Annotated in this window: 13 protein-coding genes and 1 tRNA gene; 6 read left to right on the forward strand and 8 right to left on the reverse strand. The window is 69.2% G+C overall.

What is annotated here, in order from left to right:
• The first annotated feature begins 2 nt into the window (after window positions 1-2).
• From AC0HS0_RS18490 to AC0HS0_RS18505, 4 genes are read left to right on the forward strand one after another with little or no spacing between them, the layout of a single operon-like run.
• A complete protein-coding gene (locus tag AC0HS0_RS18490; RefSeq protein ID WP_472965612.1) occupies window positions 3-1,562 on the forward strand; it encodes an ABC transporter ATP-binding protein in 1,560 nt (519 codons plus the stop codon).
• On the forward strand, window positions 1,559-2,338 hold the full coding sequence (locus tag AC0HS0_RS18495) for an energy-coupling factor transporter transmembrane component T family protein (protein ID WP_472965613.1): 780 nt from the start codon (window positions 1,559-1,561) through the stop codon (window positions 2,336-2,338). Before AC0HS0_RS18490 ends, AC0HS0_RS18495 begins: the two co-directional genes overlap by 4 nt.
• On the forward strand, window positions 2,322-2,963 hold the full coding sequence (locus AC0HS0_RS18500; RefSeq protein WP_472965614.1) for a nucleoside/nucleotide kinase family protein: 642 nt from the start codon (window positions 2,322-2,324) through the stop codon (window positions 2,961-2,963). Before AC0HS0_RS18495 ends, AC0HS0_RS18500 begins: the two co-directional genes overlap by 17 nt.
• On the forward strand, window positions 2,960-3,226 hold the full coding sequence (locus AC0HS0_RS18505; protein WP_472965615.1) for a hypothetical protein: 267 nt from the start codon (window positions 2,960-2,962) through the stop codon (window positions 3,224-3,226). Before AC0HS0_RS18500 ends, AC0HS0_RS18505 begins: the two co-directional genes overlap by 4 nt.
• Window positions 3,227-3,259: 33 nt before the next feature.
• Here AC0HS0_RS18505 and AC0HS0_RS18510 read toward each other — a convergent pair whose 3' ends face one another.
• On the reverse strand, window positions 3,260-5,761 hold the full coding sequence (locus tag AC0HS0_RS18510) for a DUF7507 domain-containing protein (protein ID WP_472965616.1): 2,502 nt from the start codon (window positions 5,759-5,761) through the stop codon (window positions 3,260-3,262).
• A 33-nt stretch (window positions 5,762-5,794) separates the two neighbouring features.
• Window positions 5,795-10,240 carry a beta strand repeat-containing protein gene (locus tag AC0HS0_RS18515; RefSeq protein WP_472965617.1) on the reverse strand — a complete coding sequence of 1,482 codons (4,446 nt, stop codon included), beginning with the start codon at window positions 10,238-10,240 and terminating at the stop codon, window positions 5,795-5,797.
• A 67-nt stretch (window positions 10,241-10,307) separates the two neighbouring features.
• Between AC0HS0_RS18515 and AC0HS0_RS18520 the strand changes: the two genes are divergently transcribed.
• Window positions 10,308-10,454: a hypothetical protein gene (locus AC0HS0_RS18520; protein ID WP_472965618.1), complete on the forward strand. Its 147-nt coding sequence runs from the start codon at window positions 10,308-10,310 to the stop codon at window positions 10,452-10,454.
• Window positions 10,455-10,654: 200 nt separating this feature from the next.
• On the opposite strand, the gene AC0HS0_RS18525 is transcribed toward AC0HS0_RS18520, so the two are convergent.
• The 4 genes from AC0HS0_RS18525 to AC0HS0_RS18540 form a co-directional block, all read right to left on the reverse strand.
• Window positions 10,655-11,002 (reverse strand): metallopeptidase family protein, encoded by a 348-nt coding sequence (locus tag AC0HS0_RS18525; protein WP_472965619.1) that lies wholly within the window; start codon window positions 11,000-11,002, stop codon window positions 10,655-10,657.
• Window positions 11,003-11,010: 8 nt separating this feature from the next.
• Complete coding sequence (locus AC0HS0_RS18530) at window positions 11,011-12,090, reverse strand: hypothetical protein (RefSeq protein WP_472965620.1); 1,080 nt, start codon at window positions 12,088-12,090, stop codon at window positions 11,011-11,013.
• 63 nt (window positions 12,091-12,153) lie between these two features.
• On the reverse strand, window positions 12,154-12,945 hold the full coding sequence (locus AC0HS0_RS18535) for an aggregation-promoting factor C-terminal-like domain-containing protein (protein ID WP_472965621.1): 792 nt from the start codon (window positions 12,943-12,945) through the stop codon (window positions 12,154-12,156).
• Between the two features lie 327 nt (window positions 12,946-13,272).
• Window positions 13,273-14,535: an MFS transporter gene (locus tag AC0HS0_RS18540; protein WP_472965622.1), complete on the reverse strand. Its 1,263-nt coding sequence runs from the start codon at window positions 14,533-14,535 to the stop codon at window positions 13,273-13,275.
• A 75-nt stretch (window positions 14,536-14,610) separates the two neighbouring features.
• Between AC0HS0_RS18540 and AC0HS0_RS18545 the strand changes: the two genes are divergently transcribed.
• Window positions 14,611-15,171, forward strand: a complete 561-nt coding sequence (locus AC0HS0_RS18545; protein ID WP_472965623.1) for an ArsR/SmtB family transcription factor — start codon at window positions 14,611-14,613, stop codon at window positions 15,169-15,171.
• 51 nt (window positions 15,172-15,222) lie between these two features.
• On the opposite strand, the gene AC0HS0_RS18550 is transcribed toward AC0HS0_RS18545, so the two are convergent.
• Both AC0HS0_RS18550 and orn read right to left on the reverse strand, forming a co-directional pair.
• A tRNA-His gene (locus tag AC0HS0_RS18550) sits at window positions 15,223-15,298 on the reverse strand.
• Window positions 15,299-15,359: 61 nt separating this feature from the next.
• Window positions 15,360-15,983 carry an oligoribonuclease gene (gene orn, locus AC0HS0_RS18555; protein ID WP_472965624.1) on the reverse strand — a complete coding sequence of 208 codons (624 nt, stop codon included), beginning with the start codon at window positions 15,981-15,983 and terminating at the stop codon, window positions 15,360-15,362.
• Window positions 15,984-15,993: the final 10 nt, after the last annotated feature.

Consider the following 15,993-nt stretch of genomic DNA (forward strand, 5'->3'; position numbering starts at 1 on the left):
TGATGTCGGACTCTCATCCTCCGAGGCCGCCGGCCCCGGTCGCCGTTCGGGTCGGCGACTGGGGTTGGCGCTACGCCGGGCGCAACGCCTGGGCGGTACGCGGCCTCACGCTGGCGGTGGAGCCGGGCGAACGGGTGCTCCTGCTCGGCGCCTCCGGGGCGGGCAAATCGACGGTGCTCGCCGGACTCGCCGGGGTGCTCGGCGGTGACGACGACGGCGAGACCGAGGGGACGTTGCGCATCGACGGCCGCGCTCCCGCGGAGGCGCGCGGGCGCTCCGGCCTGCTGCTGCAGGACCCGGATGCGCAGGTGATCCTCGCGCGCGTGGGCGACGATGTGGCATTCGCGTGCGAGAACCTCGGCGTGCCGCGGGACGAGCTCTGGGCACGCGTCCACGATTCGCTGGACGCGGTGGGCCTCGACCTGCCGCTCGACCGCTCGACCGCGCAGCTGTCGGGTGGCCAGAAGCAGCGGCTCGCGCTCGCCGGCCTGCTCGCGATGCGCCCGGGGCTGCTGCTGCTCGACGAGCCCACGGCGAATCTGGACCCGGAAGGTGCCGGAGAGGTGAGAGACGCGGTCGCCGCGGTGCTCGCCGCCTCCGGTGCCACGATGATCGTCGTGGAGCACCGGGTGGCGGTGTGGCGCGACCTGGTCGATCGCGTCGTGGTGCTCGACGCAGCCGGCGGCGTGCTCGCCGACGGCGCACCGGACGACGTGCTCGCCGACGGCGCCGGCGCGCTGCGGCGTGCCGGAGTGTGGCTGCCCGACGAGGGAGCGCCCGCGGCGCCGTCGGTGGCGATCGGCGCCCCGCTGCTGGAGACGCGCGACCTCGCCGTCGGCCGTGCGCCCCTGTTCTCCGGTCGCCTCTCCGGTCGCCGTCGCCGGGCCGGAGGGAGGGGTCGCCAGAGCATGCCCTCGGACGTTCTGCTCGAGCGTGCCCTCCCGTTCCGCACCCGCCTCGAGGTGGCGGAGGGCTCCGCGTTGGCGCTGACCGGGCGCAGCGGGGCGGGCAAGTCGACGCTCGCACTGACGCTCGGCGGTCTGCTGCCGCGGCTGGGCGGCGAGCTGAGCGCGTTCACGGCTCTCGCACAGGGCGCCGGCGTCGATCCGGGGGCGTGGCGGTCCCGCGAGCTGCTGACCCGCATCGGGAGCGTCTTCCAGAACCCGGAGCACCAGTTCATCGCCTCCACCGTCCACGACGAGCTCGCGGCCGGCCCGCGCGCGTTGCACCTGGCGCCGGACGAGACCGATCGGCGGGTGGACGAGCTGCTGGACGCTCTCGGACTCGTCGCCCTGGCCGAGGCCAACCCGTTCACGCTCTCGGGCGGACAGAAGCGCCGGCTGTCCGTCGGCACCGCCCTGGCGACGCGCCCGCGAATGCTCGTGCTCGACGAGCCCACCTTCGGACAGGACGCGAACACCTGGCGCGGCCTCGTCGAACTGATCGCCGGGTTGCGGGCCGACGGCCACGCGATCGTCGCAGCCACCCACGACGCGGAGTTCGCGTCGGCGGTCGGGGCGACCGAGCTCCGGGTCGACGCGCACCAGGAGGCGGCGGCATGACGATCGCAGAAACCGTCCGCAGCGGCCCGCTCGCCACGCTCAATCCGGTCTCGAAGCTGGGTGCCGCCCTCATCGTGACCGCCGTGCTGCTCGTCTCGATCGACCCGGTGTCGGCGGGTGTGGCCCTGGCGCTGGAGGCCGTGCTGCTGTGCTTCGCCGGCATCCCGGCACTGGTCCTTCTCGCTCGAACCGCTCCCGTGCTGATCGCGGCACCGCTCGCGGGTCTCACGACCGCGCTGTACGGCCGCACGAGCGGCACCGTCTTTCTGCACTGGTGGGCGATCGAGGTCAGCGCCGGTTCCCTGCAGCTGGCGCTCGCCACCCTGCTGCGCGTCCTGGCGATCGGGCTCCCGGCCGTCCTGCTCTTCGTCACCATCGACCCGACCGACCTGGCGGACGGACTGGCGCAGCTCCTGAAGCTGCCGGCGCGATTCGTCGTCGGGGCGCTCGCCGGCCTCCGGCTGGTCGGGCTGTTCATCGACGACTGGCGCGCGCTGTCGCTGGCGAGGCGGGCGCGCGGCGTTGCGGAGTCGGGCGCGTTCCGCCGGTTCCTCGGCCAGTCGTTCGCGCTGTTCGTGCTGTCCATCCGGCGCGGGTCCAAGCTCGCGACGGCGATGGAGGCCCGGGGATTCGGGGCGTCGACCGAGCGCACCTGGGCGCGGCCGTCGCGGTTCCGCGCCCGGGATTGGACGGCGCTGGCCGTCGCTCTCGCCGTGGCGGGGACGGCCGCGGCCGTCGCGATCGCGGTGGGGAGCTGGAATGTCCTGGGCTCCTGACGCCGAGCACGGCCTGGAGGCGCTGCTCGCGGCAGTCGCCGCAGCAGCCGAGGGCGCAGGTCCAGGCACGCCCGTCGTGCTGATCGACGGACCGAGCGGTGCGGGCAAGAGCTCGCTCGCCGACCTGCTCGTGTCGCGTTGGCCCGCATCCGCGTCCTGCGGCGGGTCGCCGCGGATCGTGCGGATGGATGACCTCTATCCGGGCTGGGACGGCCTCGACGCCGCGAGCTCAGCATTGCACTCCGAACTCCTCGAGCCGCTCGCGACCTCCGGCAGCGGTCGATGGCAGCGCTGGGACTGGGAGCGTGACCGCCCCGCCCGATGGAACGAGCTGAGCGGGCCTGCTCCGGTCGTCGTCGAAGGCTGCGGCACGCTCGCTTCGGCGAACGTCCGCTGGGCCCACCTCGCGCTGTGGCTCGACGCGGATGACGCTGTGCGCAAGGAGCGCGCACTCGACCGCGACGGCGCGACCTTCGCCTCCCACTGGGATCAGTGGCAGCGCGCGTTCGAGCGGTACGTCGAGCGGGAGGCCCCGCGGGCGAACGCCGACCTGGTGCTCGACGTCACCGACTGGCCGCTCGCATCTCCACCCTGGCGCACGACCGGGACTACGGTGGTGCCATGAGCGAGACACCCCACTCGGACCCCGAATACATCGTCGAGTACGCCGACGGCCCGCTGGTCGGAACCGCGGAGCGGCGGTATCTGGTCGGAGGCGTCGTGGACGAGCGCATCGGCGCCGTCGCCGCGGTCGAAGGACTCGAGTCCGTGTTCTGGTACGTCGCGGGGCAGGAGCGCGTCGTGAACGGCGAGCGTCACGTCGAGTACCACTTCGACGCTCCGGACAGCGACCCCGTCGAAGCCGAGAAGGACGAGGAGTCCTTGTAGGCCTCGACGGGGCTGCCGTCCTGATCGAGCTGTCTACTCTGTCGCCCTGCGTCGACGGGAGGCCATGATCGCGACTCCGGTGCCGGCGATCCCGAGAAGCGCGGCGAGCGGGACGAGCCAAGGCGCGACCACGCTTCCGGTGTCGGCCAACGGAGAAGCGGGAGTCGCGGGTGCAGCCGGCACTGCGGCGATGACGACATCGACTTCGGCGCGGGACTCGCCCGAGACGACGGCGTCACCGGCAGGGTCGGAGCCCTCGGCGGTGGCGACATTGACGATCGTCGCCGTACCGAGATCGGCTTCAGTCACCACGTAGTCAGCGGTACAGGTCGTGGTGGCGCCCGACGCGAGGGACGTGGCGGGGCATGTCACGTCCAGCGTGCCATCTGTTCCCGAGAAGCTCCGCTCGTCGATGGCGATGTCGTCGATGGTGACATTGCCGCTGTTGGTGACGGTGAACGAGTAGCGGATGGTATTTCCCGCCGCTGCGACGCTCGTCGGGTCGGCCGTCTTCGTCAGCGTCAGCGCCGGCGCTGCAGGGATGGTGACTGTCGCCGTCGAGGCGGAGGAGGCCACCGGTGCGCCTGCGGGGTCGAGCCCGTTCGCCGTCGCGGTGTTCCCGACCTGCCCGTCGTCGGCATCCTGCTGCGTCAACACATACCGTGCTGTGCACGTGACGCTGTCGCCGGGCGCCAGCGATGCCGCTGCGCTCGGACAGGCGACGACAGGGCTGGCTCCGGTTCCGCTGAATGCAGTCTCGGTGACGTTCACTCCTGTCACCGGCACATTGCCGGTGTTGGAGATCAGGTACGAGTAGGTGATGATTTGCCCCGGGCCGTGTGCCGTCGACGAATCCACGGATTTGGTCAGGCTCAAAGCAGGCATCGGGGCCAACGTCACGGTCGCCGTCGCCGGCGCGCTCGCCACGGCTCCCCGCACGGCGTCCTGTCCGGAGGTTTCAGCGGTATTGGTGATAGAGCCGGCCGTGACGTCGGTGGCGGTGGTCAGGTAGCTGGCGGTGCATTGCGTGCTCTGTCCCGGGTCGAGTGCAGTGGTCGGGCAACTCGGCACGGGCGGCGTCCCCGCGCCGGAGAAGGCCGTCTCCGTGACGTCGATACCGGTGAGTGGTGTATTGCCGGTGTTGTCGACCGTGTAGGTGTAGCTGATCGTTTCGCCCGCCCCGGTGTAGGTGGTCGGGGTCGCGGCCTTGGTCAGTGTCAGCGAGGGGCTGCGCCCCTCGTTCGTGAATGTACAGACCACCGATGGTGATTCGCCGGCGAACGAGTCGAGCGCGAAGCTCGCAGTCGTCCCGGACCCGGTGAGCGGGAACTCCGGATTCGTGGGGTTGGCGGCATCGACGCAGCTGTAGGTGGTCAGGTACTCGGCGAGGTTCGTGGTGCCGGCGGCGACCTCGGTGATCGTATACGTGTCACCGAAGCGAGCGAGCGCCGGACCGGCTTGCAGGGTCCGGCCGTTGGCGGCCTCCTGAACACCCGTGGCGGAACCGATCGTGGTCGCGGTGGCGGGCAGGCTGATCGTCGGGCCGGTGACATCCATCGTGAACTGGTCTGTCGGGTTGACACGCGACACGACATTCTTCTGGAGGCTGACCGTGGGCGGGAACGAACAGCTCGCCAGGTCGACGAGCCCCCGTCCAGCGGCGCCCGCCAGCGCAGGGTCGAGTGGCGTCAAAGCGCCCCGTGTCGTCCCCGTCCCGGGATCGATCGAGAAGACGCCGGTCCCACCACCGAGATAGAGCGTTCCGGTGCCGTCGAACGCGATTCCGCTGACCGCACCCGTAACCGCGAACGTGCTGAGAATGGTCGACGGAAGCTCGGTGGCTTCCGCCGCGTTCACTGGCAACGGACCAGGGATCACTTCGAGGGTGCCGGCCGATGTCGATGATGTGACGATGTAGAGATTGCCTGAGCCGTCGAACGCGATGTCGCCGTTACCCTGGCCCGCGTTTTCCGCGAACGTGAGCAGGGGGTCATCGCTGACCATCTGGTTGGTCGCGGTGTCGAAGCCCCAGAGGTGGCCCAGTCCGTCCGCCGCGCCCAGGTTGCCGAAGTAGTAGATGCCGGTGATCGGATCGACCGCGCCGGCTGCCGAACCGCCGCCGGTGGTAGGGCCTGGAAAGGTCGTCCAGGTTCCGGCCACGGCATCGTAGCGATGGATGAGGGTACCCGAATCCGAAGCCCCGAAGGCGCCCAACCCGTCCGCGGAGACTCCGAGCCCGTTCTGATTCAGCCCGACCGTCGACGTCGTGGACTCTATCGCAGCCGTCATCTGCGGACTTCCGATGGACGCTCCGTCGATGCTGAGCAGGTGTGCGACCCCCGGCGTGGCCGAGACGGTGTCCGGGACCTGGCCGAAAATGGCGGTTCCGCTGCAGTCCAATGCTCCGGCTGCTTTCGCTGGAACGAGGGCTCCTGGCCAGACGATCCCGAGGAGGGAGAGCAGCATGGCGAGGAGGACGGCGAAAGCCAGCGGGGTGCGGGCGTCGCGCCGTGCGGTGTCGGGTGTGGTCATCATGATCTGTCGTTCATCCACTTCTGCGGGCTCGGCTCAGCGAGTCTGCTTGTTCGTGCGTCGGCGGGAGGTGATGATCGCAAGACCTGCACCGATGATCGTGAGGAGTCCGGCGAGCGGGGCGAGCCAGGTCAGGATCATGCTGCCGGTGTCGGCAAGCGGAGGTCGGGCAGGTGTCGCCGGGGGCGCGAGCACAGGATCCTCGTGGACGACCGCACTCGAGTCGGGCGACTCCACGGGGCTGCCCGAGGGATCGGTGGATGTCGCCCGTGCCGTGTTGGTGATCTGTCCGGCCGCGAAGTCGGCGTCGGTGACGCGGTAATCGGCGGTGCAGGTCACCGACTCTCCTGCTGCCAGGGTCGTGTTCGCGGGGCAGTCGACGGTGAGGGGGCCGGTGCCCGAGAAGCTCTGCTCGAGCACGGCCACGTTCGTCAGAGTGAGGTTGCCCGTGTTGGTGACGACGAACGTGTAGGTGATGGTGTCACCTGCAGCGCTGATCCGGCTGGGATCGGCGGTCTTGTGGAGGGTGAGGGCAGGCGCCGGCGGAATCAACAGATCGACGTGCGATTCCGGAGTGTCGACGTTTCCGCCCGTCGGATCGTTTCCGCTCGCGGTGGCGGCGTTTTCGATGCGGCCCGCGTCAGCGTCCTGTTGCGTCAGCACATAGGGTGCCGTGCAGATGACGCTGTCACCGGGTGCGAGTGTCGTGGTCGGGCAGCTCGGCTCGGGCAGGTCTCCGGTTCCGGAGAAGGCGGTTTCCGTCACCGATACCGCGCTCACCGAGACGTTGCCTGTGTTGGTCACCAAGAACGAGTACGTGACGGCCTGACCGGGACGCTCGCCAGTGGTGGGGTCGACGGTCTTGGTGAGGGTGAGCGCGGGTGCGGCGGTGGCGGTGACGTCGGCGTCAGCCGGGGGGCTGGTGATGGGGTCGCCTGTGGGGTCGTTTCCGGTGGCGGTGGCGTCGTTGCTGATCTGTCCGGCGTCGATGTCGGCCTGAGTGGTCTGGTAGGTGGCGGTGCAGTCGGTGGAGGCCGCCGGTGCCAGGGTCGTGGCGGTGCAGGTGATCGGGGAGAGGCTGCCGGTTCCGGAGAACGCGCCTTCCTGGATGGCGATGCTCTCGATCGGGACATTGCCGGTGTTGGTGACGTGGAAGGTGTAGGTGATGGTGTCACCGGCCGCGGTCACCCTGGTCGGGTTCGCCGTCTTCGTCAACGCCAGAGCCGCGTTGACGGCGGTGACGGTGGCGGTCGCGGGTGGACTCGTGACAGTGGTGTTGCTGGGGTCGAGTCCGGTGGCCTCCGCCGCATTGTCGATGATGCCCGCGGCGATGTCAGCGGCCGTGGCGGTGTAACTGCTGGTGCAGTCGGTGCTCTGGCCGGGGTCGAGGGTGGTCGTGTCGCAGGTCGGTGTGGGCAGGGTGCCGGTGCCGGAGAACGCGGTCTCAGCGATCCCGATGCCGGTCATGGTGACGTTGCCGGTGTTGGTGACGTGGAAGGTGTAGGTGATGGTGTCACCGACAGTGACGATGGTCGTCGGGTTGGCGGTCTTGATGAGGGCGAGTGCGGGTGCGGGTGGCAGGGGGAGAGTGACGGTGGAGGTGTTGCTGGTGACGATGTCGTCGCCGGGGTCGTTTCCGGTGGCGACGGCGGTGTTGTCGACGTGTCCGGCGTCGATGTCGGCCTGGGTGAGGGTGTAGGGGGCGGTGCAGATGGTGCTGTCACCGGGGGCGAGGATGACGCCGGTGGGGCAGTCGATGACGGGCGCGGCTCCGGTGCCGGTGAAGGTGACTTCGGCTGCGGTGGGGTCGGTGATGGTGGTGTTGCCGGTGTTCTCGATCAGGAAGGAGTAGGTGACAGTCTGACCGACGGTGGTGGCGCTGGTCGGGTTGACGGTCTTGGTCAAAGTCAGTGCCGGTGCGGCGGCGGCGGTGACGTCGGCGTCAGCCGGGGGGCTGGTGATGGGGTCGCCTGTGGGGTCGTTGCCTGTGGCGGTGGCGTCGTTGCTGATCTGTCCGGCGTCGATGTCGGCCTGAGTGGCCTGGTAGGTGGCGGTGCAGTCGGTGGAGGCTGCGGGGGCGAGGGTGGTGTCGGTGCAGGTGATGGGGGAGAGGCTGCCGGTTCCTGAGAACGCGCCTTCCTGGATGGCGATGCTGTCGAGGGGGACGTTGCCAGTGTTGGTGACGTGGAAGGTGTAGGTGATCGTGTCACCGGCCGCGGTCACGGTGGTCGGGTTCGCCGTCTTCGTCAACGCCAGAGCCGCGACGGCCGGAGTGACCGTGACGACGGCCGAGGCGTCGGGGCTCGTGACGGTGCCTGTGGCAGGGTCCTGCCCGGTGGCGACAGCGGTGTTGTCGATGGTGGGCGCGCCCAGGTCGGCGGCGGTGGTCGCGTAGCTGGTGGTGCACTGCGTGCTCTCACTGGGAGCCAGGGTGGTCGTGTCGCAGGTCGGTGTGGGCAGGGTGCCGGTGCCGGAGAATGCGGTCTCCGCGATCGCGATGGCGGTGAGAGTCGTGTTGCCGGTGTTGGTCACCTCGAACGTGTAGACCACGTTCTGGCCGGCCGTGCTCACGATCGTCGGGTCGGCGGTCTTGGTCAGCGTCAATGCCGAGTTGTTCGGGGCGGTGACGTCGGCATCGGCCGGGGGGCTGGTGATGGGGTCGCCTGTGGGGTCGTTTCCGGTGGCGGTGGCGTCGTTGGTGATCTGTCCGGCGTCGATGTCGGCTTGAGTGGCCTGGTAGGTGGCGGTGCAGTCGGTGGAGGCTGCGGGGGCGAGGGTGGTGTCGGTGCAGGTGATCGGGGAGAGGCTGCCGGTTCCGGAGAACGCGCCTTCCTGGATGGCGATGCTGTCGAGGGGGACGTTGCCGGTGTTGGTGACGTGGAAGGTGTAGGTGATCGTGTCACCGGCGGAAGTCACCGTGGTCGGGTTCGCCGTCTTCGTCAACGCCAGAGCCGGGGCCGCCGGGGTTGCGGTGACCTGGGCGGAGTCCGGCGGGCTGGTGACAGTGGAGTTGCTCGGGTCCAGACCGGTGGCCTCAGCGGTGTTGTCGATGACGCCCGCAGCGATGTCGGCGGCCGTCACGGTGTACGCGAAGGTGCACGTGGTGCTGTCGCCCGGGTCGAGCGTGGTGGTCGGGCAGTTCGGCACCGGCACCGGTCCTGTGCCGGAGAAGGCCGTCTCGTCGATGGCGATCGAGCTGACGACGGTATTGCCCGTGTTCGTGACGAGGAACGAGTAGGTCACGGTCTGACCGGGAGTGCTCACGGTCGTCGGGCTCGCTGTCTTGTCCAGCGTCAGCGCGGACGCCGACGCCGCGTTCGTGAAGGTGCACACGATCGAGGGCGACTGGCCGGCGAAGGGATTGAGCGGGAAGTTCGCGGTAGTGCCCGTGCCGTTGATCGGGAACTGAGGATTCGTGGGATTGACCACGTCCAGGCAGCTGTAGGTCGTGGCGTATTGCGACAGGTCGGTCGTCCCGGCTGCGGTCTCGGTGGCCGTGTAGGTGTCAGCGAACCTGGCGAGAGCGGGGCCCGCCTGGAGGACATTGCCGGCGGCGGTCTGCTGCTGCCCGTCGGCGGTGCCGACCGTCGTCGCCGTCGCGGGAAGGCTGACCGTCGGACCGGTCACGGTCAGCGTGAACTGGTCCGTCGGATTGACCCGGGAGACGACGTTCTTCTGAACGCTGACGCTCGGTGGGAAGGAGCAGCTGGCGAGGTCGACCAGACCGGTGCCACTCGGGCCGATCAACGCCGCGGACAACGGCGTCAGTGCTGACTGGGCCGCACCGGTGCCGGGATCGATCGAGAACACTCCGCCCGCGGCTCCGGAGAGGCTCAAGTAGAGGGTCCCGGCCGCGTCGAACGCGATGCCGTTCACGGCCGCCGCGGCTGCGGGAGGCACGGTGAAACCGCTCAGCGATACCGGCTGGACCTGTTGCGCCTGGGCTGCGATCGTCGGAAGCGGTCCGGGGACCGCCTCCAGGCTGCCGTGCGTCGTCGCCGAGGTGACGATGTACAGGTTGCCGGCCCCGTCGAAGGCGATATCCCCGTTGTCCTCACCGGCGATCGCCGGGAACGTGAGCAAAGGACTCGGACTGATGAGCTGGTTGGTGCTGGTGTCGAAGCCCCAGAGGTGACCGAGCGATGGATCGGTCGGCCCTGCGCCGATGTCGCCGAAGTAGTAGATGCCGGACACCGGGTCGACCGCTCCGGCCACGACGTTGTCGCCACCGGCCGGCAACGGCCGTCCAGGGTATGAAGTCCACGAATCCGTGAGCATGTCGTAACGCCTGACCGTGGTCCCATGGTCGGCCGCGGAGTACCCAGAGGAGCCGTCGACGGTGATGCCGAGACCGTTCTGGAGGCCCACATCGCCTGGGCTCCGCGTCACCAGCGACCCGCTCAACTGGGCGTTGCCGACCGACGAGCCGTTGATCTCCACGAATGCGGTGTTGGTCGGACTGGCCACGGGGTTGTCCGGCACGACACCGAACAGTGTTGTTCCACCGCACCATGGCTGGGCCGCGCCAGCCGGCGACGGGCCCGTCGAGATGACCGCGAACATCGCCATCAACAGCGCGATGATCGTGGCGAACGCCACCCTCGACATCGTGGATGGCTTCCCCGCAGTTGCTGACATCGACATGAGCACCTCACCTGTGTGGCCGGACCGGGAATCGGTCTTCCCGTGGACTTGACAGGCTGTATAGCAGGCGCGGATCGCGGTCTTTCGCCGTGGGGCAGCGATCACCGGCGGGCGTAATGCCAGTAATTTGGCGGCAAACGCCCCTCCGTGGCGGGCAGCTCGAAATGAACCCACGACCGGGATTCACCCGCGCCTTAGTACGAGAAATCCGTCACGCACTGCCCAGGGTGATGGGTGCTGCCCCTGTCGGGTTCAGGCCCAGCCGAGCTCGTGCAGCCGCTCGTCGTCGATGCCGTAGTAATGCGCGATCTCGTGCACGAGTGTCACGTGGATCTCGTCACGGAGCTCGTCTTCGTTCTCGCAGATCGAGAGCAGCGGCTCGCGGTAGAGGATGATGCGATCGGGCATCTCGCCGAAACCGTAGGCATCGCGCTCGGTCAGCGCGACACCGTCGTACAGGCCGAGGAGGTCGAGCGAGCCGTCCTCCGGCCGGTCCTCCACGACGAAGACGACGTTGTCCAACCCGTCGATCATGTCGTCGGGCAGCTGATCGAGCTCGTCGGTGACGAGGCTCTCGAAGGCGTCCGCGTCGAGATCCACGGCGACCGTCACCAGGCTTCGGCGATGGCGGCGTGGAGATCGAGCAAGCCGACGGTGCGCTCCGACGGGCCGCGGCCGAAGCCGCACTCCGTCGCCACCCCGAACCGCGGCAGTGCCGTCGCAGCGGCGGCGGCGCGACGGCGTGCACCGTCGATCCCGTCCTCGTGGTGCAGGAGGCCGAGGTACAGCTCGGTCTCGACGGCGAGCTCGATCGCGGCGAGCGGGGCGAAGTAGCCGGGGTCGTCGCGCGCGATCGGGACCGGGAGGTGGAAGAAGGTGATCGGGCGCGGCGAGACCTGGAGGACACCGGTGATGACCGCGGCGAGCCGACCGGCGTCGGTGGGCTGGACGAAGTGCTGCTCTTCGACGTCGCCGTAGCAGAGGTGGAAGCCGACCTCCACGTCGGCGGGCACGGACGCGGCCTGGCGGGCGGCGCGCTCGACGACCCCGTCGAGGACGCCGTCGGATCCGGGCTCCGCGAACCACGGCTCGATGCGGCCCTCGAGCAGCGCGAACTCGACGGCGGTGTCCCACTGGATGGCCAGGTCGACGCGCGGGATGCCGTCGAGGATCGACGCGAGCTCGCCGAATAATGCGCGTTCGTAGGCGGGCTCGACGGCCGAGCGGTCCTCCGGCACGACGAACGCTCCGATGACCGCCGCGGGTGTGGGGAGGGAGACCTGGAACCGCGTGCCGGACGCGATCACGCCGGCCTCACGCAGGCGGGCGAACTCGGCGTAGGACTCCAGGGCGGCCTCCGCGTAGCCGAGATCGGGGAAGACGAGGTCGTCGGCGCTCACGCCCTCATCGAGGCGGAAGGGCCGGCCGTCGAAGATCCCGCGGAGGTAATACGGCTCGACCGGGATGCGGGAGAGGCCGCTCATGGTATCGAAGCGCTTGGTCTGGAACTGGATCCAGTAGAACCGTTCGCCGACCTCGCCGTCGGGGATGCGGCGCAGGCGGTCGCCGAGGTGCTCGCTCACCGTGTCGAACACGGCCGCGGCATCGGGGAGGTTGACGCTCCCGACGAGGTGCGCCCCTCGGATGTCGGGAGACGACGAAGGGACGGGGGCCGGGCCGGTGCTCACCTGGGCGAGTCTACCGGCGCGGCCGCCGTCCCTCGTGTCGCGGGATGGACCGGGCGCAGCCGATCAGTACCAGTTGACGGACTGCGAGTGGCCCCAGGCGCCACACGGGGTGCCGTAGCCGCGCTTGATGTAGTCGAGACCCCACTTGATCTGGGTGGTCGCGTTGGACGCCCAGTCGGTGCCGAACGACGCCATCTTGCTGCCGGGCAGCGCCTGCGGGATGCCGGTGGCGCCGCTGCTGCCGTTGGAGGCCTGGTAGTTCCAGCCGGACTCCTTGCTCCACAGGCTGCTGAGGCACTGGAACTGGTCGTCGCCCCAGCCGTAGGTGCTCGCGGCGAGGCCGCGTGCGGTGGCCTTGGCGCCGTCCGGAGTGTTGGCCGCGGCCTGAGCGGCGGCTGCGGCAGCGGCGGCCGCTGCGGCGGCAGCGGCAGCGCGCTGATCGGCGGCGACACCCGCTGCGGCGAGCGCCGCGGTCGCGGAGTCGGTGGTGTCGATGCTCTTGCGGAGCTTCGTGTCGTCGAGCTTCTTGTAGTCGTCGAGCCCGGCGATCGCGGTCTTGGCGGCGGAGGCGTCGGCCTTCGCCGCGTTGGCCTGCACGGTGGCCTGGGCCTTGGCGAGGCTCTGCTGCGCGACGCCCTCGAGGCGGTCGCGCCAGAGCTTGTCGTAGACGCCGAGCTGGTCGTGGTGGATGCCGGTGGACTGCGAGAGTTCGCGGGTCGCGCGCTCGCTTTCCTGCTGCTGGGCGATCATCGGCGTGACGATGCTCGCCGACATGATGATCGCCGCCGCGCCGGAGAGCACTCGGCCGAAGGAGAGGTTGGAGGAACGCAGAGTGGAACGGAGAGAACTGAGCATTGGTTTCCTGGGTCGGGCTTCCCCGCCATGCCGCGCGGGAGCTTCTCGGCTACGCGCGCAGCGGAGACCACTCCCGGGGGGTGAGTGGTCGTAGGGCGGGCTGGAACCGCGCCAGGACGCACAGGAGCGCTCGTGGACCCGTGGTCCGGAGCGCGGCGTTCGACGCGGGTGTGCCGCACCAGGTTCTTCGGGGGTGTCGTCCGCGGGTCGGGGTGGGACGCACGGCGCAGCACGGACGGCGATCGATGCCGTCGGGAAGCCACGTTAGACGCCTACTCTGGACAATTCGGGCATGATCCCTGGCAAAGTCGTGAGCGCGTCAGCGGGTCAGCGCTCCACGGCTGCGGTGTGCGCCTCACCGTCCAGCCGCTCCGACTCCTCCTCGGCCGCGTTCATCCGCGCGTCCGTGACCCAGATCATCCCGATCGTCAGGCACAGCACGATGGCGCCCATGACGAGGAAGACCGCAGGAATGCCGAAGAACTGGGCGATGATCCCGGCTGCAGCGGCTCCCAGCGGCATGGTGCCCCACGCCAGGAGTCGGTAGGCGGAGTTCAGCCGGCCCAGCAGGCGCTGCGGTGTCACGCGCTGGCGCAGGGACACGGTGATCACGTTCCAGATCGAGACGGTGATGCCGCCGACGAAGAAGCCCGCGCCGATGATCACGGGGCTTGTCGTGAACGCGGGCGTGGCGACGGTGAGGAGGGAGCCGAGAATGGTCAGGGTCAGCGAGCGCGACCTCCCCAGGAGTCGCTCGGCCGGCTCGGCCAGGAACGTCCCGAGCACGCTGCCCAGCGCCGACGCCGTGAGCAGGAGACCGTAGCCGGGATCGGTGAGCTTCATCGCGGAGGCCGGCCCCACGGCATAGAGCACGAGGACGGTGAAGACGGCGCTGCTGGCGAAGTTGAAACCGCCGACCATCACGGCGAGCGTGCGCAGCAGGGTGTTGCCGCGGAGGAAGCGCAGCCCCTCGGCGATGTCGGCGCGGATGGTCGTGGTGCGCGGGTGGTCGGTGGTGAAGCGCCCGCGGACGAGCAGCAGCATCCCGATGGCCGCCACCCAGAGCAGCACCGGTGCGCCGAAGGCCAGGCCGACGCCGAGGGCGACGAGGAAGCCTCCGAGCGGAGGCCCGATGAACTGGTTGGTCGTGAGTTCGGCGGCATAGAGGCGCCCGTTGGCGCGCGACAGGAGGTCCCTGCTCACGAGCTGGGGGAGGATCGACTGCGACGAGGTGTCGTAGACCGTCTCGGCGATGCCGATGCAGATGGCCGCGGCATAGAGCAGCCAGATGGATCCGGCACCTGCGACCGCCGCGACGGTGAGGCAGGCGAGGAACGCGGCGCGTGCCGCGTTCGCGATGAGCATGAGGCGACGGCGGTCGAACCGGTCTGCGAGCGCTCCGGCCAGGAGGGCGAACAGGAGCCAGGGGAGCGTGAAGGCGAATGTGAGGCCGGCGATCAGCGCGGGCGAGTCGGTGAACCGGATCGCGACCAGCGGCAGCGCGACCTTCATGACTCCGTCCGCGAGGTTGGAGAGCGCGGACGAGGTCCACAGTTTCCAGTAGCCCGATCCGAGACGTTTCGATGTCACGACTCTCACGATCCCACAGTGATTGAGAAAACTCAATCGGTGTGAGGAAACTCAATCAGTGGATACCATTGCTGCATGTCCTCGCACGATTCCGCCGTGCCCCTTCCGTCGGGCGACCCCGACGCCAAGCGGCGACCGGCGACCGTCAAAGAGATCAAGGCGATGTCGCACCCGTTGCGGGTGCGCATCCTGCGGCTGTGCGGCGACCGCGAGCTGACGAACAAGCAGCTGGCGGATCGCCTGGGGGAGGACCCGGGCACGGTCTACTACCACGTGCGACAACTGGTGGATGCGGGGTTCCTGGAGTCGGCCGCGGTGCGCTCGGGCGAGAGCGGCGCGCTCGAGAAGCCGTACCGCTCGACGCGGAAGAGCTGGTGGCTGTCGGTGCCGGCGGACGACTTCGCCTCCGCGGACGGATTCGCCCCGGTCGATGCGTTCCAGCAGGAGCTCGCGGAGGCCGGGCCGACCTCCATCGCCACATACGCGCGGTTCTCGCTGCATCTGTCGCCCGAGGATGTCGCCGAACTCGACCGTCGCATCGTCGCCGTCATCGACGAGTATGTCGAGACCGATCGAGAGCGCAGCCATCTACCGGCGCACGGCGGCATCTTCCTCCTGCACCGGTCGGCGGAGTGAGGTGGCAGAAGACGAAAGGCACGCCCCGTGGAGGACGTGCCTTTCGTTCAGTGGGGTGAGTAACGGGGCTTGAACCCGCGACCTCCTGGACCACAACCAGGCGCTCTACCAGCTGAGCTATACCCACCATGTTCTCGTTCGAACCGGCTCACCGTGGTGGCCGTTCCGGTCGAGGCAACTCGTCGATTCTAGTACATCCGAGCGGACCATTTTTCCACTACGCCCGCGGCGGCCTCCTGGGTCTGCTCGGTGGTGGGTCCCGGCTCGCCCACGAACGCGGCCGCGCGGTAGTAGTCGAGCTCGCGGATGGATTCGAGGATGTCGGCGAGCGCCCGGTGGCCGCCGTTCTTCTCCGGGGCGTTGAAGTAGATGCGGGGATACCAGCGGCGGGCGAGCTCTTTGATGGAGGAGACGTCGACGTTGCGGTAATGGAGGTGGGTGTCGAGGCGCGGCATGTATTTGGCCAGGAACATCCGGTCGGTGCCGATCGTGTTCCCGGCGAGCGGGGCCGTGCGCGCGGTCGGTGCGTACTTGAGCACGTACTCCAGCACCTCGTACTCGGCTTCGGCGAGGCTCTTGCCGTGCGGGATCTCCTCGATGAGGCCGGATGTCGTGTGCATGTCTCGCACGAAGTCGTTCATGTTGGCGAGGGCGGACGCGTCGGGCTTGATGACGATGCTGAGGCCCGGGTCGAGCACGTTCAGCTCGAAGTCGGTGATCACCACGGCGATCTCGACGAGCTCGTCGACCTCGAGGTCGAGTCCGGTCATTTCGCAGTCGATCCAGACCAGTCGATCCGTTGAGGCAGCCATGCGGGCCAGT

It is taken from the genome of Leifsonia sp. PARNA 1/14 (assembly GCF_055720965.1).